The 20,926-nt window shown below is 47.5% G+C and carries 22 protein-coding genes and 1 pseudogene; 17 read left to right on the top strand and 6 right to left on the bottom strand.

Translation table 11 applies throughout. The features are described 5' to 3' along the window. Window positions 1–4 precede the first annotated feature (4 nt). Both leuD and ACWQXP_RS16380 read left to right on the top strand, forming a co-directional pair. Entirely contained in the window at window positions 5–625 is a 621-nt protein-coding gene (leuD, locus tag ACWQXP_RS16385; RefSeq protein ID WP_454063941.1) for a 3-isopropylmalate dehydratase small subunit, read from the top strand. Between the two features lie 262 nt (window positions 626–887). Further along, window positions 888–2,894, top strand: a complete 2,007-nt coding sequence (locus ACWQXP_RS16380) for a cation:proton antiporter domain-containing protein (RefSeq protein ID WP_454063940.1) — start codon at window positions 888–890, stop codon at window positions 2,892–2,894. A 195-nt stretch (window positions 2,895–3,089) separates the two neighbouring features. Here the strand turns inward: ACWQXP_RS16380 and ruvB are convergent, their stop codons facing one another. Together ruvB and ACWQXP_RS16370 are read right to left on the bottom strand one after the other, a co-directional pair. Beyond that, complete coding sequence (gene ruvB, locus ACWQXP_RS16375; protein ID WP_454063939.1) at window positions 3,090–4,103, bottom strand: Holliday junction branch migration DNA helicase RuvB; 1,014 nt, start codon at window positions 4,101–4,103, stop codon at window positions 3,090–3,092. 154 nt (window positions 4,104–4,257) lie between these two features. After that, entirely contained in the window at window positions 4,258–4,809 is a 552-nt protein-coding gene (locus ACWQXP_RS16370; protein ID WP_454063938.1) for a hypothetical protein, read from the bottom strand. A gap of 206 nt (window positions 4,810–5,015) precedes the next feature. Here ACWQXP_RS16370 and uvrA point away from each other — a divergent pair, with 206 nt between their 5' ends. Next, window positions 5,016–7,523 carry an excinuclease ABC subunit UvrA gene (uvrA, locus tag ACWQXP_RS16365; protein ID WP_454063937.1) on the top strand — a complete coding sequence of 836 codons (2,508 nt, stop codon included), beginning with the start codon at window positions 5,016–5,018 and terminating at the stop codon, window positions 7,521–7,523. Between the two features lie 17 nt (window positions 7,524–7,540). Here the strand turns inward: uvrA and ACWQXP_RS16360 are convergent, their stop codons facing one another. The 3 genes from ACWQXP_RS16360 to ACWQXP_RS16350 all read right to left on the bottom strand — a co-directional run bounded on the left by ACWQXP_RS16360 (window position 7,541) and on the right by ACWQXP_RS16350 (window position 9,382). Continuing rightward, entirely contained in the window at window positions 7,541–7,726 is a 186-nt protein-coding gene (locus ACWQXP_RS16360; RefSeq protein WP_454063936.1) for a hypothetical protein, read from the bottom strand. Window positions 7,727–7,946: 220 nt separating this feature from the next. After that, a complete protein-coding gene (locus tag ACWQXP_RS16355) occupies window positions 7,947–8,282 on the bottom strand; it encodes a hypothetical protein (RefSeq protein WP_454063935.1) in 336 nt (111 codons plus the stop codon). A 920-nt stretch (window positions 8,283–9,202) separates the two neighbouring features. Next, window positions 9,203–9,382, bottom strand: coding sequence for a hypothetical protein (locus ACWQXP_RS16350; RefSeq protein WP_454063934.1), 180 nt, complete (start codon window positions 9,380–9,382; stop codon window positions 9,203–9,205). A 473-nt stretch (window positions 9,383–9,855) separates the two neighbouring features. Between ACWQXP_RS16350 and ACWQXP_RS16345 the strand changes: the two genes are divergently transcribed. The 13 genes from ACWQXP_RS16345 (at window position 9,856) to ACWQXP_RS16285 (ending at window position 18,483) form a co-directional block, all read left to right on the top strand. Then, window positions 9,856–10,269, top strand: coding sequence for a cupredoxin domain-containing protein (locus tag ACWQXP_RS16345; protein WP_454063933.1), 414 nt, complete (start codon window positions 9,856–9,858; stop codon window positions 10,267–10,269). 92 nt (window positions 10,270–10,361) lie between these two features. Beyond that, on the top strand, window positions 10,362–12,089 hold the full coding sequence (locus ACWQXP_RS16340; RefSeq protein WP_454063932.1) for a hypothetical protein: 1,728 nt from the start codon (window positions 10,362–10,364) through the stop codon (window positions 12,087–12,089). A 235-nt stretch (window positions 12,090–12,324) separates the two neighbouring features. Beyond that, complete coding sequence (locus tag ACWQXP_RS16335; RefSeq protein WP_454063931.1) at window positions 12,325–13,719, top strand: sigma-54 interaction domain-containing protein; 1,395 nt, start codon at window positions 12,325–12,327, stop codon at window positions 13,717–13,719. A gap of 402 nt (window positions 13,720–14,121) precedes the next feature. Continuing rightward, on the top strand, window positions 14,122–14,721 hold the full coding sequence (locus ACWQXP_RS16330) for a rhodanese-like domain-containing protein (RefSeq protein WP_454063930.1): 600 nt from the start codon (window positions 14,122–14,124) through the stop codon (window positions 14,719–14,721). 35 nt (window positions 14,722–14,756) lie between these two features. Continuing rightward, complete coding sequence (locus ACWQXP_RS16325) at window positions 14,757–14,945, top strand: hypothetical protein (protein ID WP_454063929.1); 189 nt, start codon at window positions 14,757–14,759, stop codon at window positions 14,943–14,945. Between the two features lie 87 nt (window positions 14,946–15,032). After that, window positions 15,033–15,551, top strand: coding sequence for a DUF1264 domain-containing protein (locus ACWQXP_RS16320; RefSeq protein ID WP_454063928.1), 519 nt, complete (start codon window positions 15,033–15,035; stop codon window positions 15,549–15,551). A gap of 79 nt (window positions 15,552–15,630) precedes the next feature. Further along, window positions 15,631–16,077 carry a cytochrome c gene (locus tag ACWQXP_RS16315; protein WP_454063927.1) on the top strand — a complete coding sequence of 149 codons (447 nt, stop codon included), beginning with the start codon at window positions 15,631–15,633 and terminating at the stop codon, window positions 16,075–16,077. A gap of 21 nt (window positions 16,078–16,098) precedes the next feature. Next, window positions 16,099–16,284, top strand: coding sequence for a hypothetical protein (locus ACWQXP_RS16310; protein WP_454063926.1), 186 nt, complete (start codon window positions 16,099–16,101; stop codon window positions 16,282–16,284). Window positions 16,285–16,315: 31 nt separating this feature from the next. Beyond that, complete coding sequence (locus ACWQXP_RS16305; RefSeq protein ID WP_454063925.1) at window positions 16,316–16,504, top strand: hypothetical protein; 189 nt, start codon at window positions 16,316–16,318, stop codon at window positions 16,502–16,504. Between the two features lie 32 nt (window positions 16,505–16,536). After that, the gene (locus tag ACWQXP_RS16300; protein ID WP_454063924.1) at window positions 16,537–17,544 is read left to right on the top strand and encodes a hypothetical protein; all 1,008 of its coding nucleotides are present in this window, start codon (window positions 16,537–16,539) and stop codon (window positions 17,542–17,544) included. Between the two features lie 33 nt (window positions 17,545–17,577). Further along, window positions 17,578–17,709, top strand: coding sequence for a hypothetical protein (locus tag ACWQXP_RS16295; RefSeq protein WP_454063923.1), 132 nt, complete (start codon window positions 17,578–17,580; stop codon window positions 17,707–17,709). Beyond that, complete coding sequence (locus tag ACWQXP_RS16290; RefSeq protein WP_454063922.1) at window positions 17,706–18,077, top strand: hypothetical protein; 372 nt, start codon at window positions 17,706–17,708, stop codon at window positions 18,075–18,077. Before ACWQXP_RS16295 ends, ACWQXP_RS16290 begins: the two co-directional genes overlap by 4 nt. Before the next feature lie 52 nt (window positions 18,078–18,129). After that, on the top strand, window positions 18,130–18,483 hold the full coding sequence (locus ACWQXP_RS16285) for a rhodanese-like domain-containing protein (protein WP_454063921.1): 354 nt from the start codon (window positions 18,130–18,132) through the stop codon (window positions 18,481–18,483). A gap of 217 nt (window positions 18,484–18,700) precedes the next feature. Here ACWQXP_RS16285 and ACWQXP_RS16280 read toward each other — a convergent pair whose 3' ends face one another. After that, a complete protein-coding gene (locus ACWQXP_RS16280; protein WP_454063920.1) occupies window positions 18,701–19,189 on the bottom strand; it encodes a LysR substrate-binding domain-containing protein in 489 nt (162 codons plus the stop codon). 270 nt (window positions 19,190–19,459) lie between these two features. Between ACWQXP_RS16280 and ACWQXP_RS16275 the strand changes: the two are divergent. Beyond that, window positions 19,460–20,733 (top strand): annotated as a pseudogene (locus ACWQXP_RS16275) (cytochrome B6); the annotation flags it as partial. Window positions 20,734–20,926: the final 193 nt, after the last annotated feature.

Here is a 20,926-nt window from a genome sequence, read left to right as displayed (position 1 = left end):
ACATATGGAACCTTTTACCACTCATACCGGCTTGCTGGCTCCACTGAATCGACTAAATGTCGACACGGACCAAATCATTCCCAAACAATATCTCAAAACGATTCACCGCACAGGATTGAAAGAAGGACTCTTTGCCGATTGGCGACAAACTTCAGACGGGACTCCCGACCCTGAGTTCTTCAGCAATCAGCCTCGATATCAGAAAGCGACGATTCTCTTAACCGGTGAAAACTTTGGTTGTGGTTCTTCCAGAGAACATGCGCCTTGGGCGTTGTTGGATTACGGCTTTCGTTGCATCATTGCTCCAAGCTTTGCCGATATTTTCTACAACAACTGTTTTCAAAATGGAATCCTACCTGTAACGCTGAACGCACATGAAGTCCAATCCCTATTTGATCGAGAAGTCATGCATAAGCCATACTCCGTGACCGTGGACCTCCCTGAACAGCAGGTGATTCTGCCTGATGGTGATCGCTACTCCTTCACCATTGACCCATTTCGAAAAGACTCCCTACTCAAAGGTCTTGATGCTATTGGTTTAACCTTGCAAAGCCAAGAGGCGATCGACGCATATGAAGTCCGTCGGCTGAAAGAATCCCCTTGGTTATTTCAAGATATGGCATAACACGAAATCCACTCGCCATTTGCAGCGCGCCTCAGACTCTTTTTGCTTTTGACTTGAATCAGGCATTCGTCCCGTCCTTTCCTTTAGCAACTGAATACGATACGGTTGTCACAGGAGAAACTTCTCCCGAAGCTCACGTCCGCATGATTCAGAAGGTCATGCGAGGTGGGCTCATGCATTCATCATGGATTGAATTGACAAACGCATGAGTAGAGCGATTGCTTGAATCTTCCTTTGCTGCGTGTCAATTAGCGAATAATCAATGCCTGAACATTCCATCCTACAAGACGTACTCACGATTTTCTCCGTATCCATCGGTGTCGTATTTTTATTTCAGAAACTCAGGCTACCTTCTATTGCAGGCTTCCTGGTCGCCGGAACCTTGGTTGGACCGTATGGCCTCAATTTAATATCAGATCGTGAGCAGATTAAAGTTCTCGCAGAAATTGGAGTTATTCTTCTTCTCTTTACCATTGGTATTGAATTCTCATTGGCTCAGCTCAAGGCCTCGCGACGAGTGCTGCTCATCAGTGGCCCAGTTCAAATATTTGGGGTCATACTGTGCGTCACCATTGGAGGAGTCGCCATTGGACTTTCTGTGCAAGAAACAATTTTTTGGGGAGGTCTCCTGTCATTGAGCAGCACGGCCATTGTTCTTAAAGCATTGGGGGAACGGGGGGAAATGGATACCCATCATGGCCGTTCAACGATCGGCATTCTACTCTTTCAAGACTTGGCGGTGGTCCCCATGATTTTGATTACACCACTGCTGGGAGACGAACAGGCCGGCAATATGAGTGACATCGTTTTTATCTTGATAAAATCTGCTTTGGTCGTCACGCTAATCGTCGTCGCGGCTCGAGTCATCACCCCAAAATTATTAGAGCATATTGTACGGACCAGAAGCCGAGAACTGTTTCTGCTCACCATTATCGTCTTAGGATTGGGGACAGCCTGGCTTACCTCCCTGACTGGTCTCTCACTCGCCTTAGGAGCCTTTTTAGCCGGACTATTGATTTCAGAGTCTCAATACAGCCACCAGGCACTCGCAGAAGTTCTTCCGTTTCGAGATAGCTTTAATAGCTTGTTTTTTGTCTCGATCGGCATGCTGATTGACCTGCGTGTCATTGCCTCGCATCCAGCCTTGATTCTGGGGTTAGTTGTTGCCGTCCTGCTTGGGAAATTTCTGACGGCTGCCGGTGCGGCTCTCGCCGCAGGGGCTCCAGTACGATCAGGGATTCTGACCGGCGTGGCACTAGCGCAAGTTGGAGAGTTTGCATTTATTCTGGCACAAGAGGGGAGAAAAGCTCATCTCCTTGAGGCACAAACCTATAACATTTTTCTCTCAGTCTGTGTCCTCTCGATGATCATCACGCCATTTCTCATTCAATGGGCACCAAAACTTGCAAGACGTGCGGAAGCCCTTCAACGAGTCCATCATTGGTTCGGACACAAGGAGTCAGGCGTTCTGGCTTCAGCCCCCTTAAAAATCAAAGACCATGTCATCATTGCGGGATATGGATTGAACGGACGAAATTTGGCGCGCGTCCTTCAAGACATGGAAATTCCGTATCTCGTCCTCGACATCGGAGCAGATTTAGTTCATGCGGCCAAAAGCCATGGGGTTCACATTCAATATGGTGATGCCACGAATCCAACCGTATTGAAACAGGTTCAAATTGAACAAGCACGCGCGATTGTGATTGCCACCTCAGACCCATTTGGTGTCCGGCGAACGGTCCAACTGGCGCGTGAACTGAATACTCACATTCACATTGTCGTCCGAACTCGATACCTGAAAGAATTAGAGGAACTCCATGACTTAGGGGCCAATGAAGTCATACCTGAAGAGTTTGAAACATCCATTGAAATCTTCACACTGGTCCTTCAGTGCTACAAAGTTCCTAAGCCTGTCATTTTTGAAAAGGCGGAAGAAATTCGTCGTGAAGGATATGCGCTATTACGGAGAGCAGAACTCCCAGCTCTTGCTCATCGTTTTCGAAAGGGCGGTTTTGCCGATGTAGAGGTGGAAACCTGGAGAATCGAGGAAGATTCACCGGCGTTAGGCCATACACTCTTACAAGTTGCTATACAGCGAAAAACAGGAACGGTCGTCGTGGCCCTCACACGAAACGGAATCACCCAGTCCAAACCCTCAAACGAGACCGTTCTTGAAGCCGGAGATATCCTCGTACTCCTTGGCTCTCGTGAACAGATCCATAAAGCCATTGCGCTTGTTTCTGACATACAAGCAATATTGCCAGCGTGAGAGTTTATAGCCGTTTTGAATAACTTCCAAAGCTTGGAATGTATAATTTCGCTCTGCCTGCCTAAATTGCTCAATTGGAAATTAATTGGACTCGCTATAATCCTTTCAATATTCCGAAAGATGAACAGCAACAGCTGGCTTATGCGAAGGGTCGTCATTCAGAATGAATGAGGCGATTGAAGGCTGGAATACTCTTTAGTTGGGATCTAAAAAGAAGGGAGAAGATTCCCCAAAATGCTTGCGTGTCAGATCCGTCACCTGGCGACCACGAGCTGTACGATCAAGGTATCCGGATTGAATAAGATACGGTTCATAGACATCCTCAATGGTTACTTTTTCTTCCTGAACTGCTGCGGCAATGGCTTCGACTCCAACCGGCCCCCCCTTAAACTTTTTGATAATCGTTAAGAGGATTTTTCGATCCATTTCGTCGAAACCCGCTTCATCAATGCCCAACCAGGTCAAGGCGTCACGGGCCACCTCTTGAGTCAGAATCCCTTCAGCCTCCACTTGAGCAAAGTCGCGTGCACGCCTAATCAACCGATTGGCGATTCGAGGAGTACCCCGTGACCGGCCAGCAATTTCTGCTGCCGCCTCAGGCTTAATCTCTACACCAAGAAGTCCTGCCGTTCGTATGACGATCAATTGCAATTCCTCTGGAGAATAGAAGTCGAGTCGATAGACCAACCCAAACCGTTCACGAAGCGGAGAAGTCAGCGAACCGGCCCTCGTCGTCGCGCCAATGAGCGTAAAGGGAGGAAGGTCGAGTTTCATCGTCCTCATCGATGGCCCCTGCCCAATGACCAGATCAATTTGAAAGTCTTCCATGGCGGGGTACAGTGCCTCTTCGACAGCAGGAGGCAATCGGTGAATTTCATCAATAAACAGCACATCTCGCGGTTGGAGATTGGCTAAAATGGCTGCAAGATCGCCCGCATGTGTCAGAACTAAGCCGGAGGTCGAACGGATGGTGCCTCCCATTTCATTGGCAATCACATGAGAAATTGTCGTTTTCCCAAGTCCTGGCGGTCCATAAAAAATCGCATGATCAAGGGCTTCTCCCCGTCGAGAGGCGGCTTCGATACAGACGCGGAGCGATTCCTTCATACGTGGCTGGCCAATATAATCACGTAAACGCTGAGGACGTAGCGTGCCTTCAAGACTCTGATCATCTTCGAGAGCCTGAGTGGAAAGAAGACGTTCACTCATGGAAGGGTCATCCAATTGGAGGTAGCTATCACAATTCACTAGCCGTCTGAAACACGAGGGGGTTCAATGCTGAAGAATGACTCCTCTGTTAGGAAGGAACCTTGAAGTCCTGAATGGGAGAAAACCCTATTGCCGACACCACGAATATCTGTCCTTAAAACGAGTTATACAAATCAGAACACCCTAAACAAAATTCGACATTGACGCTACTATCAAGAAAATTTACGAGAAAGCCTTTTTCTTCATAGAGCAGTTTAGCTCCCATCAACGTCTCGTTTTTAAAATCTTCATTTCCCAGCAATTCGCGGATTTCTTGGGCGGTTTTCGACGTCAACACCGTTCGAAAAATTCCTCGAACTTTATGGCTAAACCGATCATTCATGAAAATTAAATCGACTTTCCCGTCAACGATACGCACACCAGCCATGGCTCCGGTCGGCTTGCTCTTATCCCAGAGCAAGATGAACGTGCCTTCTTGTTCGGCACGAATCCCGGCAATTTTCTCTTCGAGTAACAGTTCAACAGCTGTGGCTTCGGGATCGCCTAATTTCACTTGGTACAATGAAACTTCGACTGCATCGATACTTTCAGGATCTTGCACACTATTACGGGTGAGCTCATAACGAGCCCCAAAGGCGAAAGAGGCCTGAAGAATGAGACCGGTTATCAGCACATTAACAAAAAACTTGAAAGTTCCATGATTCATGAGTAGCCCCCAGAATAGTAAATTAAATTTCGGGAAAATAGTTGAGGAAACATGGCATGAATGATCACGAGCGGTCCCCTGCCGTTGGGAGACACTCCAAAAACGATTGTATCTAACGCTCCAGGTCCGGTCAATAATGGGTCATATCTGGCCCTCACGGCCTGACAAAACGTGCTCGTGGCCGTATGGTATACTCCGGAATACGTATGAGTGGACACATCACGATTAAAGGTGCTCGCGAGCATAATCTCAAAAATCTTGACCTCGAAATCCCACGTGATCAATTTGTTGTCATTACTGGCCTGAGCGGATCCGGAAAATCATCGCTGGCCTTTGACACGATTTACGCTGAAGGCCAGCGTCGTTATGTCGAATCGCTTTCCGCGTATGCCCGTCAGTTTCTCGAACAAATGGGAAAGCCCGATGTGGATTCCATTGAGGGACTCTCTCCCGCTATTTCCATTGAACAGAAAAATACGAGTCGTAACCCCCGTTCCACAGTCGGAACGGTGACGGAAATTTATGATTACTTTCGACTTCTCTATGCACGCATTGGTCGGCCATTTTGTTATCAATGCGGGGACCCCATCACCGCGCAATCCGCACAACAAATGGTTGAAACGATTCAACTTCTTCCTGTCGGGACAAAATTTCAAATCCTCGCCCCGATTGTGAGAGGACGAAAAGGGGAATACCGCAAAGAACTGCTTAACGCCCGACGAGCCGGCTATATACGAGCACGCATTGACGGGCAGATGACAGAACTCTCAACAGAGATCAAGTTAAAAAAGCAACATAAGCACACCATCGAAATTGTTGTCGATCGCTTAGTCATGAAAACCGATGACGCATTCTCACGACGACTGGCTGATTCGATCGAATCCGCACTGAAGCTTGCCGAAGGGCTGGTTGGGATCCTCACCGACAACGACCAAGTGTCACTCTACAGCGAACATTCAGCCTGCATTCGATGCGGAGTCAGCTACCCAGAGATCACACCACGAATCTTTTCATTTAACAGCCCACACGGGGCCTGTCCGGCTTGCGATGGCATTGGTGTGACGATGACTGCAACGTGCCATGAACACGAGGATTATTCACATCGAGACCCTTGCTTCACGTGCGGAGGAACTCGACTCAAACCGGAAAGTTTAGCCATCAAAATTGCCAACCAGTCCATTGCCGACGTGACCAAACTCTCTGTTCAGGATACAGCTGACTTTGTCGATATCCTTCCGTTAAGTGACCGCGAACGATTAATTGGACAACGGATTCTTAAAGAAATACGAGAACGATTAGACTTTCTTATCAATGTAGGCTTGGAATATCTCACCCTTGATCGACCAGCTGGATCACTCTCGGGGGGGGAAGGTCAACGAATTCGACTGGCCACACAAATTGGGTCCGGACTCGTTGGGGTCCTCTATATTCTCGACGAACCGAGCATTGGTCTACATCAACGCGACAATCAACGATTGCTCCAAACCTTGCTTCGGCTTCGAGATATGGGCAATACCGTCGTCGTAGTCGAACATGATTCAGAAACGATGTTGGAAGCCGATCATTTGCTAGACTTAGGACCAGGAGCTGGAGTTGAGGGAGGGTACCTGATCGCGCAAGGATCGCCCAAGGCCATTATGAAAAACCCCGAATCGCTGACCGGGAAATACCTTCAAAAGACGCTTCAGGTATCCCTGCCAACTCGTCAACGTTCCGCGAAGGGAATAATAAGTATTGTCGGGGCGAATAAATTTAATCTTCAATCGATCACAGCCAATATCCCGCTCGGACTCTTGACCTGTGTGACCGGGGTGTCAGGATCAGGAAAAAGTACCCTGATCATCGAAGTGTTGTTTCATTCTCTTTCACAAATACTCTATCAGAAAAAACCAAAGATTGACGGTTGCAAGAGCCTGAAAGGTGTCCAAGCCTTGGACAAGGTCATCGATATCGATCAATCCCCGATCGGAAGAACACCACGATCCAATCCAGCAACGTATACCGGACTCTTTAGTTTCATTCGTGACCTGTTTGCCAATTTACCCGAATCGAGGATTCGCGGGTATAAACCCGGACGATACAGCTTTAACGTTAAAGGCGGACGATGCGAGACATGTCAAGGCGACGGATTAATTAAGATCGAAATGCATTTTTTGCCGGACGTCTATGTGACATGTGAGGCCTGCAAAGGCAAACGATACAATCGAGAAACACTGAATGTTTTGTACAGAGGGAAAACCATCGCGGATATTCTGGATATGACTGTGGCAGAGGCTCTGGAGTTCTTTGCTCCATTCCCATCTATTCGAACGAAGTTACAAACGTTAGCTGATGTCGGATTACAATACATCAAGCTCGGTCAATCAGCCACAACACTTTCCGGCGGTGAAGCCCAACGAGTCAAACTCTCAAAAGAGCTTTCAAAACGCGCAACCGGAAGAACCCTGTATATTCTTGACGAACCCACAACCGGGCTGCATTTTGCCGATATCCAACGATTGCTCGAAGTGCTCAACCGCTTGGTCGAATCGGGCAACACGGTATTAATCATTGAACATAATCTCGATGTCATTCGCAATGCGGATTGGATCATTGATTTGGGGCCGGAAGGCGGTATCCGTGGAGGCACCATCGTGGCCGAAGGACCTCCCTCGCACATTATGAGCGTGACGAAGTCGTGGACGGGACGCGCGTTACGAGAGGACTTTCAATAATCGCGAACGTTGGATCGTTAAGAAGACTTCTTCGTATAAATATTCAAACCGATCTTTTCCTCTTCTCGGCCCGGAATCGTGACATTGCCTTCAGTCGTGGCAATAATCGTCGTTTTCCCAGACGAAGACGGGCCAAAATCTTTTGAAAGATCGACGGTAATCGTCAGCATATTTCCTTCTACTTTCATATCAACATTTTTCATATCGCACTCCTCATTCAAGCAAGAGAAAATTTCCAAAACTATAGCGAATTTAAAGAAGTTTCGGTCGAGCCAGCATGACTAACCAAGCGTAATTACCCACATCAAACATTAAAAGTTATTCAAACGGCTATAGTGTTTCATGCAAACACGAAGTCTCCAGGCAAATACCTATTTCGAAACATCCACACAAGCCATGCCAGGCACATTGAGGTTTTATCGATCACGACACGTGTCTTTGCGACAAGATGGCAAGTGACAGTAGGACTAGTACGCCTATCATGTACGGGAGTAAACAGGAGTACAGAGTAGCCTTCAGGCCTTGAGGGCTTAACCCATCTTGGCGATTACCCGACTCTCCTCTATTTTCTTTATACACAAACTCATAGGAGAGAATAACAATCGCTAAAGTCAGTGCAAACACTCGGCTCATTTGTGGCCATGTGTAGATGCCCCCCATAATAAAGTCCATCGTATGAAACCCACTGAATAGACCCAGTAAGGGAGCGACGATGAACCGAATGAACAGCGCGCCATAGCCCTGGCGTGGGGCCATCATGGAAGAAACTCTAGCATCTGTCTTCATGATTTGAGAACGGTGGCGTGAGGATCAAGAGGCGCAACGGATGCCGACCCAGTCGAAGTTGATTGACATGACTGACATACCCGAGGTCGTTTCTTTAAAAAAGAAACTTTTCCGCTGACTAAACAACTATGGTGAACAAATCGCTCACAAAGCGTACAGCGCTCCCATCCACCACGTAACAAGGTAAAATTCCTCGACAACCCTTCACCGCACACCCCACATAATTCGGGAATGATCGCAAGCGTCATAGGCTGCCAAGTGCCTGCTCGATTTCGTATGCTCATAACCTTGTAAGTATACTGAGCTCTTGCTTCGAATACAATCAACCTGTCAATAAATGAGAAAAGAAGAGAGACGTCGGTTCGTTATTTCTGCCGTCACCACAACGCTTTCTCTGGCAAAGTTGTTGACAAGAAAAACTGAGAGTAGACGTGTCAATCTTTCAACAAAAACTCTCACTCACTCCCGTATCTAAAACGATTCACCCTGTATGACTTTGTGCAATGAATCTAAGGAGTGATGACTTCTATGGATGTTGGAATAAATGAATAACCCTATAAAATGTAAAGGGTTTTCCATAATTCATGTCATGGAACTTTTCTTGCTTATTCTTGCTTACTCGTAACGTGACGATGAATGAAACAGGGGGTATTCTGATGAAAGTGGTCTGTTCGTGGTGTCAGAGTGAAGGTCGAAAGACTTTTCTAGGCTTGAAAGCGTCAAGAGCAGACTCTCGCATCAGCCACGGAATTTGCCAGAGACATGCAGGACTGTTACGAACGGCAGAGTTCACTGCGGAAAGAATGAGACAACCTTCTTCTCAAGAAATTCATACACGTCAGCCTCAGCCCTCAATCACTTTTGGAGTGCCTGCCACTCCTGCTCACTAACAATCAGGATTCTCGGGAACGCCTGCGAGGAGCTTGTCGGGCATCGTTAAGACGACTTTTGACCATAGCCAACCCGAAGTTTCCAACGCGGATCGTACGACGATAGTCAATCCAACCATAGAGAAAAATACCCATGACTAAGATGAAGCCGACAATGTATAATTCCACTGAATTTCCAAACATATGCCTACTCTTTTATGATATGTGAATGATGACAACCTCTGGCTGTTCTTCCTACCATGGATTATCGGTGTCACTAGAGGATTCTTGAGATTTTTGGTCGACCTCGCATACTGACTGCTCCTCATTCGTATTTTTCAAGATTAGACGGTCTTCACCAAAGCCTTCATCACGAATCGCCCCGTTGCTACTTGTTTCTTTCGAATTCTCGATAATCACCTTTTAAGCTTGACCAGACTGTGTGTTGAACACTCTGCCTTTGAGATGAAGAAGGGTGCTTCCGTATTTCGAATCTCGCCGGATATAATGAAGAGAACGCAAATAAAAACACCGGGAATACATCGCAATGACCAATAAAGAAGCGAGCGAAATGAGGAAGTGGGCATGCAAGAACGTCAAACAGCAATTCGATTGCCCAAGGAAACAGAACCGTTATGTATAGTTGTGTCACAGATACAGGTCTCATACGAACAATCATGATCATATCTGTATTGGCCCTAACGATATCTGCGACGTGGGAATCGACTTCCTCTGCATCAAATTTGCCCACTACTGCTCAATCAACGACCGATGTCATCATTGATGTGAAAACTCGAAAGTTTGAGCCTGAGATGATTTCACTGCAGCGCGGGAAGAAAATACGATTAATATTGAGGAACAAAGATGCTGAACTCCATGCATTTGTGCCCGTAGGGCTGTTCCTCGAAACCACACATCAGGTGAGTGGGAATGGAGCCCCTCAATTCGGCAATGAGGGGCTCCTCCGTGTCTTGCTTCCTCCAATCGGACAAACGGAAATCTCGTTTACGCCTGAAAACGCTGGGACTTTCCCGTTTCTCTGTGATCTCCCAGGGCATGTTATGCAGGGCACCATAGTAGTGCAGGAGTAAGAAAAGGTGTGGTAGAGTTCAGGGTTTGCAGTGTCATAAAGAGGGCTTTTACGAACACAGTGAAAACGAGATGCTGGAAGGAGTAGCGGTCGATGAAAGAGACTTTACGCCAAGATACAACGTGGAGACGTCATACACCTATGTTACGGCTGGGCAATCAATGTTTCCTATTTGTCGCATACATGCTAGCGGTCAGTCTTGTGGGTGTCGGAAGTCTAGCCTGGGCTTCTAACAGCTCAGCGACAGATGATTCCAACCTGTTTGCCACGGTCAAACAGTACGCCGAGGCGGTATCCCAAGGCAACGGCCTAGAGGCAGGACAGCTTGACTTTGTGTGCCTCTACAAAATGAAGCAAGAAGAAAAGCTGACTGACGGCAACTTTCCTGCTGACTCCGATCCAGTCTATGACTGGTGCACCCAACGACGGGCGGACGCCCACAGCCGTGCCATTCAACATGAAGATCGTGCACTCGATGCCGTGTGGCCAGGGAAAGGACGTGTGGTCGACTTCGAAGATTTTCAGCGATTTTTCATTGCCGAAACAGGAAGCCGACAGTTGCCCCCGTCATTTTTTGTCATGCATCAAATATCGGAGCTTCAGCCTGACGCCCCATTTTCAATGGAAAAATTGAGTACAGGCCCAATTCCTCATGCATCCTTTAAGCTTCAAGACAATGACCCTGTGCTGGCCACCCCAACAAGTTTAGTGACCGTTCGCATCAGCTATCCCAATCCCATGACGTCTCCAGTTTCTAATGCCTCAGGGTCGAAAGATTGGGCGGTTCCCTATAAAAAACCACAAGGTATTGTGAGAGCGGTGAAGGTGAAATGGGTCGTGCTGTCGAACCTCAAACAATTGGGATTCCCTGTAGATGAAGCGGTATTGGATATCCCATTGGAGGGACCACATGGCACCACGATTCCCTTTGTGATCGAAGCGGGGGGGTATGCACCTCACTCGACAGAATGGTGGGGACCTGGCGACGCACCCGAGGCGCTCCAGGCCGGACTTGAACAAGCGAAAACCACTTCTGATCCAAAAGAGTCCTTGATGTTGCTGAATCGGATTTTGTTGGTCAACCCACGATATGAAGAAGCCCTTCAGGTATTTGCAGACCGTTTATACAACGGATTACTGAATTATGGTGAACGAAATCACGGGGTACACATTGAGAAGGAGTTGTTAGCTCAGCGGTTTAATGAACTGTACTGGACGGTGCAATCACAAACTGATCGAATGGACTTATCCCTTGACATGGGAATGGGCGGAAAAACTGAACCTCAGGCCGCCGATTATTTGTATCGTATGATCCCGGTCATGGAAGTCTTGTCCTCCCTTCAGCCTGGTGATTTTGAAAACCGTCGCCGTTTAGGCATTGCCTATCAATGGACAAACGATCAACGGGCCTCAATTTCTTCTCCACAAGAATTGCTTTCCGAGATTCCTGAAGATGATAAGGAACTGCGGGCGAAGTTACTTTTGGAATTAGCATGGTCACGGATAGGAAAAGTTGCCTGGAATCGTCATTTTGATGATCCTGATTTAACCAAAGGCTATGAAGAAGCCAGCACAGCGCTTGAACTGACAGAAGACCCGTTAGATAAATTTACTGCAGCCTATGCCATGGCTTACAGCCTGGCGTTTCGCGTCCCACTCGATAAAAAGTCCATGGTCGACCTCTTAACCAAGGCCCGTAAGTGGTTCGATCAAATACCCGGGGCCACACCTGAAGCCTGGGTCTATATGCTTCAAAATGATACGCTCAAAGGATTTGTTGCGACAGACCCTAATTTTCAATCACTAGTCGCCGCAAAATAAATTTCCCGATTCATCGGATCTTGAAAACAGATACTGTCGAAAAACGGCCCACTCCTAATAGTAGGTGGGCCGTTTTTTTGTATGGATGGTCTTGTATAGGGTAGAGTCTCTCCTGAGATAGTGATTAGAGCGAATCAAAATAACTACCAGGTGACTCATACGAGACGATCATCGCGTCATCAAACACTTCAAACGTTGGAAGGTAATTGAATCGGCTATAACTGGAGTCATAGTGGTGGAACTGGACTTTAGAAAAAATCCCGGCATCTTGAGCAACATGGTAGACGTGATGGCCGATGGTGTGTTTACGGTAGACGCCCAAGGTCATATTGTCGCCTGGAGTGCCGGAGCTGCGCGGATTACGGGGTATTCCAGCCAAGACGTTGTAGGACAATCCTGTCATGTTCTTGAAGGACAGACCTGTAAAGGCTTTAGTAAGCTCACAGAGTTTTTGGAAAATCCGACTCCCTATCCATGGGGCATCTGCAATCAAGAATGTAAGGTGCTAGGAAAGGACGGCCGCGAGCTGTATCTCTACGGCAATGTCTCCGTCCTTCGGAATGAACAAGGCAACGTGATGGGAGCTGTGGGCACGTTTACCGACTTAACCTCGTTCATCTTGAGCAATGAAAAGATTGCGGTGTTGGAGGAGCAGACAAGGTCTCGAGATGCCTTTCAACAACTTGTCGGAAAAAGCCAAGTCATGCAGGAGGTCTTTCGTCGACTCCGTCTCGCCGCGCAAAGCGATGTCTCCGTATTAGTCACTGGCGAGTCGGGAACAGGAAAGGAACTGGCAGCTCGAGCGATTCATGCGCTCAGCAGTCGAAAAGATCAGCCGTTTTTTGCCATTAATTGTTCAGCCATCCCTGAAACTTTGTTGGAAAGCGAGCTATTCGGCCATGTCAAAGGGGCTTTCACGGGTGCCATTCGGGACAAAGCTGGAGTGTTCCAAGCCGCGGACGGGGGAACATTATTTTTAGATGAAATCGGCGACACGAGCCCACTACTACAACTCAAACTCCTGCGTGTTTTGCAAGAAGGGGAAATCCGTCGAGTAGGAGATGAGCGTGCCATCAAAATTAACGTACGACTCATCACCGCAACCAACAAAGAGTTGAAGCAAGCACTCGCATGCGGCGACATGCGAGAAGACTTCTACTACCGCATTCGCGTCTTTGAGATCACGATGCCTCTTCTCCGGGAACGGAGAGAGGATATTCCTTTACTGACAAACCACTTCATCGATGTGTATTCCAAGATTTACTCACATTCCGTCACCGGCATGGCTCAGGATGCCATGCAACACCTCGTCAAATATTCCTGGCCCGGAAACGTTCGGGAATTACGCAATGCCATTGAACATGCCTTTGTCACCGTCGAAGGGGATTACTTGACCCTTCTTGATCTCCCATCTGAAATTCGACTCCCTGCCTACCAAACCTCCACTTCCCATAAAACAGCGACGTCTCCAGTCTCATCGGAACTTGAGCAAGAACGAAATCGAATTCTTTCAGCACTCCGCGAAACCAATGGACGAAAGCTCGAAGCCTCGAAGTTATTAGGAATCAGTCGCGTCACTCTCTGGAAAAAACTTCAAAAATTCGGCATTCATTACGAACCAAAAATGTAAAAAGGTGTGCCTATACACCAGTAATTCAACAGGTAAATGGCGGTATGGCCAATCTGTAAACCTAGGTTAAAACACCTATCTCCATCTTTTCACTTAGTTTCCATAACAGTAACGCGTTAAGTTAACGCATTAACATAATGATGTTAACGTCATTATTATCGTTATAAAAATATATTTCATAAGATATTGATTTTAATAATATATAACAAAAATAATCTGAATGAAAATTTGGCATACACATTGCTCTCTTTTTAGGATGGAACTCGCATATACACAAAAGGAACAAAGATATTGAAGATGACCGTAGCCGTGGAGAGTGAAAGCCTGGGAGAAGACACGAGAAAGACCGTAAACGTACTTTCAACATACTATCGACATTGAATGCAATAAAAGGAATAGAACATGGAAACCCTATCAAAACAACAAGACCTCTCCTTTCCAGAGGTGATCAATGATCATCTTTTGAACTATAAACCCACAACTCACACGAATCAGATTATCGTGGATGTCCGAACTCCTGGTGAGTTTGAAGAGGTGCATATTCCTGGGTCAATGAATATTCCCTTGACTGACCTAAAATCAGCCTTACCTGAATTAGTAGAGATAGCCAAGAACCACGAACTCATAATAGTCTGCCGGACTCAGAATCGCGTCAAGCTCGCCTATGACCAATTAGTGACCCATGGGATCAGTCATTGCAGCATTTTAGAAGGCGGCGTGACCCAATGGATTGCAGACGGAAAGCCAGTCGTCCGTGGGAAACGAGGGTTTTCACTTGAACAGCAAGTTCGTCTCATTGCGGGAATGATGATTGTTTGTGGAGTCGTCTTGAGTGTGTTTGTGAGTTCATGGTTCTTACTCTTACCTGCGGCGGCTGGCATTGGACTCATTCATGCTGGCTGGACAGACTCCTGCTTGATGGGAATGCTGTTGACTGTATTGCCATTCAATCGCAAAAAAATGCCAACAAAAGAGCAGCCTGTTCTCAGAAACAAATATTAAAAAGTCGGAAAATGAAGGGATAAGGAGGATAGATCATGAAATGCACACGATGCGAAGGCTTAATGGTGTTTGACCGATTATATGGGCCGGACGAGGCTATCTTTGACTTGCCAATATGGCGTTGCCTGAACTGTGGATCGTCCGTTGATCCATTGGTTTTACAAAAAAGACTAGCTGAAGCCAAGCAACTCAAATCAGTCGAGGAAAATGTGGCGTCATCGTGATTTGGGAACATTGATGGAAACAATTATACTCTTTCCAATGTAACCGAGGGCCGGATAGGTTTCATTTATCAATTAAAGGAGGTTGCGATGCGTCGATCAATTCGTTCAGTCATGTATCTCTGTGCTCTAAGTTTTTTGGCCATGGGCTGTATGACGACACCTGCCATGAGTGGGGAAGGTGGGCCAACCGATGGATATGATATTCATATCCAGGCTCCGCATATGATGGCGGATGGTACCGTCGGTGGACCGTACCATCATTATTGCAAAGGTATTTCAGATGAGTTGCTGCAATGTCAGCTGTATGAATCCACCGATGCCAACGCAAAACTTGTGGCTATTGAGTATTTCATCTCAAAAGAGCTTGCGAGAAAAAATGTCCCGTTAGTTCAATGGAACCGAGCCTTCCATGACCACCAAGTTGAAATCGACACCGGTCGCGTTCAAATCCTCGACGTTGACGATCCCGCCAAAGTCAAGGCCCTGGCAGAAGCTGCCGGCAAAACTGATGGCGTGATCATCCACCTCTGGGACAAAGACCAAGTGGTCCCAGATGGAACCGTCTCGATTCCCACCTCGCTTGGTCACGTTTTTCGTACAGAATAACGGCACGACACAGGGAGAGCAGCAGAACGCTCTCTCCCTGTGTGCTCTCAAACACAGTAATTAGTCAGGAGTACTCGTGATGCCTTGGACAATAGGAACGCTATGGGTGTGTGCTCTTTTGGCTAAAAGTCTTTGGCCAATCAGCAGCGAAGCCGCCAATCCAGACGTGTTGAAACCCAGAGTGCCGCAGGATCAAATAGTCGAAGCTCGATCCTGGCAGAACCCCTTTTCATCATCGCCAGAAACGATTGCACAAGGGAAAAAGATTTTTGAGGGAAAAGCCTTCTGCGTGACCTGTCATGGCCGTGACGGAAAAGGCTTAGGCAAGATACCGGGGCTCGTCGGAAAACTGCCACGAAACTTCACCGATACCGCCTGGCAAGCCGCTCGCACAGACGGTGAACTATTTTGGATTTTAAAAAATGGAAGTCCAGGAACAGACATGGCTCCGTTTATCCCGTTGGTACTCACAGAGAACGAAGCCTGGCATGTTTTATTATATGTGCGATCATTTGGCAAACAATAATGTCGTTAGCGGGGGTTAGTCATGAATATGATCACCGTGCTCTTCCTTTCAACCTGGCTACTCGTCAGCTCCTATGACCCTGCGTCAGGGTTAGCCGCAAAGACGTTGCCACCAGAACCTGATGAAGAGTTACGTGTGGACGAAATTTATGATCAAGAGTCTCGCTTGTTTCTCTCACTTTATTCTCAAGGGAAATGGAAAAATTGATTACGTGAGCGGGCGAACGTTCCAAAAACATATGAGAAGCACCTACGGCAATCCGGTCTACTATTTCCTGGAACATCCATTGTTCTATTGGTGGAACCACAAGATGTGGAATGATCCGCGGCTTGATGGCGTCAACGACAATGAATTGATCTATCAAGAAAACACGGAATTTGATATCACCCGGTATAAGCCCTGCGTGTTTAATGGACAGCCTTGCTAACAAGGTCCACATCTTCTCTTAGACAACACGTCATGAAGAGGAACCTGTCGACTGGTACAGTCTTGGTGTTTGTCGGACTGATGTGGTTAGGACTGGAGGAGCAGCAATGTTGGGCACACTGGTCGACCGAGATTGAAGGCGCGGTCTATTACACGGACGACGTGAGCCTCTTTTCTTCATCTCGCCGACTGGCCTTACGAGAGGACCCGACGCAGCCCGTCATTGATGTCACAGGCCAGGGGTCCGATGTGGTCTTCGAACCTGAGCTGACCATTGGGAACACCTGGAACAACCGAGTGGGAACCACGTCTCTCTCTATTCGCAGTCAAGGCTTTATTTTTGCTGAGCAATCGCGTTTCACACATGGAACATATGGGATCAGTCTTGAACAGACGTTACCGTCTGAGACGACGCTGAGTTTGAGGTATCACTACGGTCCAAATTTATTCTTGGGAGACAATGTGGATCGTCGATCGGAGAATGAGAGTCCGACCGAAGAACGAGTCACGACGCATTTCTTAGCAGGGACCATCGAACAAGAAATGTTGGACGACCTCACACTTCGTGTATTGGGACGCTATGGAGTCCGTCTGTACAATGAGAACTTTGCACATCGAGATACCCACTTTTGGACAATCGGGCCTCACGTGGATTGGGAACTACGACCAGGGATTGCGTTAACCGTCGGCTATCATTTTGAACGGGGACTGGCGGATGGACGAAACCAGCCTCAATTTCGCGATGATATTTCCTACATAAATCATTATGCCTCCACAGAATTAGAAGTGGAGGTGTATAAGCACACCACTCTGGAGTTGGCCTTGCATTACGAGCGGAATAATTTTACGAGTGACCTCACTGGCGATGAACGGAAGGGAGCCACGGAGGATGTCTGGCAAGGGGATATTGAGATCAAACACCAGTTGTCGAACGCAGTTCAGAATAATGTGGGCTTCCAACGGTCACAGCGCAAGGCGAGTTTTGAGCCACGTACAATTATTGACAGCAATGTATGGATAGGTGGAACGTATCAATTCTAACTATCGGATTTTGGTAATGTAAGGAGGACTCCTATGATTTTCGAAGAACTAAATTCTGGAGCTTGTCGGAACTATTTAATTGGAGATCAGGCCAGCGAACAAGCCATCTTAGTCGATCCCGTGCTGGAACATGTTCAGGAGTATATAAAAATTTGGAGAAAATGAAGCTTAAACTGACCCATGCTATTGACATGCATACTCACGCAGATCACATCTCTGGTGCAGCATCACTGAAAGATCAATTAGGGTGTGAGTATGTGAAGTATGCCAACGCACCGGCCAGGTGCGTCACTTTTCACCTTACGGACGGTTTCGAGTGTCATCTTGGGAACCATCGCGTCAAGATCTTAACAACGCCAGGTCACACTCAGGACAGTATTACGTTGATTTTCCCAGACCGAATTCTGACGGGAGATGTGCTGTTTTTAGACGATGCCGGAGCTGGGCGAGATGATCTTCCTGGCGGGGACGCAGGGCAACATTGGGACAGTCTTCAGCTTACCCGATCATCTCATAGTATACCCTGCTCATAAATACCGTAACCGCCAACCATCAACCCTTAAACAACAAAAAGCCAGCAATCCCGTGCTGCAACCACGGTCGAAAAAGGCCTATGTGGATTATTTGAATGGACTTCAACTCGGCCCAGCTGATTGGATGAAAAAAGATGTCCTTAAAGCGAACTATGCCTGCGCACGCGATCCCAAGGCTGCTTGGATTACCGTGGATGTTCCAGCATGTGAAGTGAAGGGAACATTAGCTCAAGGAGCCAATGATCAACAAGTTGCCGCGATTCCGGTCGATGGGGTTCGGCAAAAACTTGTGAGTTCGGAACCACCCGTTATCCTGGATGTGCGAAATTCAGAAGAATTGACTGGGGAACTCGGACACATTCCTGATGCAATCAATATCCGGTCAGCGTCCTTTCACAAAAATTAGAAGAAATAGAAGGGAAGAAAGAAAACGATATCGTGACTGTTTGAAAGAGCGGTGGGCACGCTCACACGGCTGCCCAGATTCTCATGCAGGCTGGCTTCCCATAAGTCCATGTCATGATGGGAGAAATGCTAGCCTGAACGCAAAAAGAGACATCGGGCTGAGAAAGACAACTACTTTAGCAGGTTTCAACGGATCTTCGTTTGATAGTGTTACGAATTTATTGGTTCCAATTCGGGAATCTTAAGAGATTTGACAGCTTTGCAAATGGCTTGGACGGCTTTTGGGCAAGTAAACCCTTTACGCCATGCAAGTCCAACATGTCGTTCTGGTATAGGGTCGGTGAATAGATTGCCTTGAGGAATTTCCCCTGGAATTTTTTCGTCACTGCGCTGCAGGGAAAGCTCGCAATGCCTAATCCAGAATGTACCATTTGACGGATGGTTTCAAGAGAATTCCCTTGGATTTCTCCAGTATCCGATTGGCTGATTTCAGGACATTGTTCTAACACATGTCTGCGAAGACAGTGTCCGGCATGGGGAAGCAATACAGTCTCAGATGCCAGTAGGTCTGCTGGGACACGTCTTCTCTTTGCCCATGGGTGAGAGTTGGTGACCAATAAAGGTTCCGTGTAGAAACCCTGTGTCCTAATACCTGGCTCTTCGAAAGGCCATGCAATGATGATGACATCTAGTTTCCCGTTCTGCAATTTGTGTCGTTAATTCACGGTGAGATTTTCTTCGATCTCCAAGGGCATTGCAAGGGTTCTTTCTAGTTCTCCGGGGGGGGGGAGATGCTCTAAGGTAGCAGAGTATCGAAGCACGTCTCCTCGGAGGTAGGAAAAGAAAAGCGCCAACCAGATAGCACGGAGGGTTATCATGAGGAGACAACGCATATCTCAAAAGTACGGAAAGGGGCTGGTGAGATTCGCCGTCGCTCTTGGGGATGATGGGGATGGCTTTGGCATACCCAGGATTTCGAGAAGAACACCTTTATGCCAGTGGTCGTCGACAAAAGCTTCTCGACGATTATGAAAGAAGACGCATCAAAAAAACCAGAGGTGATGAAACGCCAGAATACACTGCTTGAAAAACGCTATGACTTAAGCAACCGACCGGTCAATGGCGTGACCATGTCAGGAGGCAAGTCCGTGCAGGAAGGCGTACGAGTCAAACTGTCGGAGGGTATAATGTGGGAAAAACTTGCTGAAATGAACCCCGAGGATATCCGCGAACAAGGCCTCTTTCCGAAAGGTTTCTTGCCGCTCCCGCAGGCCAAACACGAAACGGGTGGACAGGTTTTCCCTTCAGCACAAATTGAAGCGATACAAGAACATGAAGGACGTTCTTTGGAACGATTCGACATCGCGTTCGACCTACCCGAGCAGTTCTTACCGACGTTTCCGCCTCCCATTTATCTTAGCTCGCGACCAGATTAAGAACTATTACGATATCATGCACGGGATTTTGACGCCGGTTCAGATGGAAGGACTGCGGCTCTTGCTGACTCCATTTCCGCAGCAGCAGTTTAATCAGACCGAAGATCGCAAAGTGAAAGAGCCAAGTCTGGGAGTGTCGTGTTTGGATTGCCATACCAATGGCCATACAAACGGCGCCTTTCATCTCAATCCTGACACGCGTCCGCAAGCCACCCGCTTCCGGATCGATACGGTGAGCCTGCGCGGTATGTTCAATCAACAAATCCATGGCTCCAAACGCTCTCTGCGATCAGTCGAAGATTTCACCGAGTTTGAGCAGCGGACGGCCTATTTCGATGGTGACCACGTGATTGCCGCCAAGAAAGGCGCCAATCTCCCTGACCGCTCGAGTCAAGTCGCGCTAATGGCCCAAATGCAAAATATGCCCGATTTTCCACCTGCGCCGAAATTGAATCTGTACGGCAAACTTGATCCGACGAAAGCCTCCGAGGAGGAGCTGAGGGGGGCAAGAGCTTTTCTTCGGCAAAGCCCAATGTGGAGTCTGCCATACAGCACCGTTCTATTTGGATGATAAAATGCACGATTTGCAAGTCGAGCGGTTCTACAAACCACAGATGGTGAATGGCCAATGGATTCACGCGGAAGGACCGATTAAAACCTTTACTCTTCGTGGCATTAAGGACTCCCCGCCGTATCTGCACGATGGGCGACTCCTCACGCTTGAAGACACCGTCGAGTTTTTTAACCTGATCCAGGGCTTGAAGCTGTCATCGCAAGAGAAAAAAGCGTTGGTGGCATTCATGCCCACGTTGTAGTGAAACATGAAACGTGACAGTGAGAAACTCACCTCGGAGTCATTGTTATGAGCCATGCGTCATTCACTGTGCAAATAAATCCCTGCCGCTCCATGTGTTTTTTCCCCTGATGAAGGAGAGAATAACGGAGCTGGAAAAATGATCTAACCGGAATTTGTGAAAGAGAAGAAAAATCTCTGAAAGTCCATCTCTA

This window comes from Candidatus Nitrospira salsa (assembly GCF_965152625.1).
This window is presented reverse-complemented; position numbering and strand designations above follow the sequence as displayed.

What these genes read in the sequence shown, in the direction of transcription:
- ACWQXP_RS16290 (WP_454063922.1), top strand. Translation starts at nt 17,706, where the DNA reads ATGAAGCTTAAACTGACCCATGCTATTGACATGCATACTCACGCAGAT.
- uvrA (WP_454063937.1), top strand. Translation starts at nt 5,016, where the DNA reads ATGAGTGGACACATCACGATTAAAGGTGCTCGCGAGCATAATCTCAAA.
- ACWQXP_RS16325 (WP_454063929.1), top strand. Translation starts at nt 14,757, where the DNA reads ATGAAATGCACACGATGCGAAGGCTTAATGGTGTTTGACCGATTATAT.
- ACWQXP_RS16360 (WP_454063936.1), bottom strand. Translation starts at nt 7,726, where the DNA reads ATGAAAAATGTTGATATGAAAGTAGAAGGAAATATGCTGACGATTACC.
- ACWQXP_RS16295 (WP_454063923.1), top strand. Translation starts at nt 17,578, where the DNA reads ATGATTTTCGAAGAACTAAATTCTGGAGCTTGTCGGAACTATTTAATT.
- ACWQXP_RS16310 (WP_454063926.1), top strand. Translation starts at nt 16,099, where the DNA reads ATGAATATGATCACCGTGCTCTTCCTTTCAACCTGGCTACTCGTCAGC.
- ACWQXP_RS16330 (WP_454063930.1), top strand. Translation starts at nt 14,122, where the DNA reads ATGGAAACCCTATCAAAACAACAAGACCTCTCCTTTCCAGAGGTGATC.
- ACWQXP_RS16350 (WP_454063934.1), bottom strand. Translation starts at nt 9,382, where the DNA reads ATGTTTGGAAATTCAGTGGAATTATACATTGTCGGCTTCATCTTAGTC.
- ACWQXP_RS16300 (WP_454063924.1), top strand. Translation starts at nt 16,537, where the DNA reads ATGAAGAGGAACCTGTCGACTGGTACAGTCTTGGTGTTTGTCGGACTG.
- leuD (WP_454063941.1), top strand. Translation starts at nt 5, where the DNA reads ATGGAACCTTTTACCACTCATACCGGCTTGCTGGCTCCACTGAATCGA.
- ACWQXP_RS16370 (WP_454063938.1), bottom strand. Translation starts at nt 4,809, where the DNA reads ATGAATCATGGAACTTTCAAGTTTTTTGTTAATGTGCTGATAACCGGT.
- ACWQXP_RS16355 (WP_454063935.1), bottom strand. Translation starts at nt 8,282, where the DNA reads ATGATGGCCCCACGCCAGGGCTATGGCGCGCTGTTCATTCGGTTCATC.
- ACWQXP_RS16320 (WP_454063928.1), top strand. Translation starts at nt 15,033, where the DNA reads ATGCGTCGATCAATTCGTTCAGTCATGTATCTCTGTGCTCTAAGTTTT.
- ruvB (WP_454063939.1), bottom strand. Translation starts at nt 4,103, where the DNA reads ATGAGTGAACGTCTTCTTTCCACTCAGGCTCTCGAAGATGATCAGAGT.
- ACWQXP_RS16305 (WP_454063925.1), top strand. Translation starts at nt 16,316, where the DNA reads ATGAGAAGCACCTACGGCAATCCGGTCTACTATTTCCTGGAACATCCA.
- ACWQXP_RS16315 (WP_454063927.1), top strand. Translation starts at nt 15,631, where the DNA reads ATGCCTTGGACAATAGGAACGCTATGGGTGTGTGCTCTTTTGGCTAAA.
- ACWQXP_RS16345 (WP_454063933.1), top strand. Translation starts at nt 9,856, where the DNA reads ATGATCATATCTGTATTGGCCCTAACGATATCTGCGACGTGGGAATCG.
- ACWQXP_RS16340 (WP_454063932.1), top strand. Translation starts at nt 10,362, where the DNA reads ATGAAAGAGACTTTACGCCAAGATACAACGTGGAGACGTCATACACCT.
- ACWQXP_RS16380 (WP_454063940.1), top strand. Translation starts at nt 888, where the DNA reads ATGCCTGAACATTCCATCCTACAAGACGTACTCACGATTTTCTCCGTA.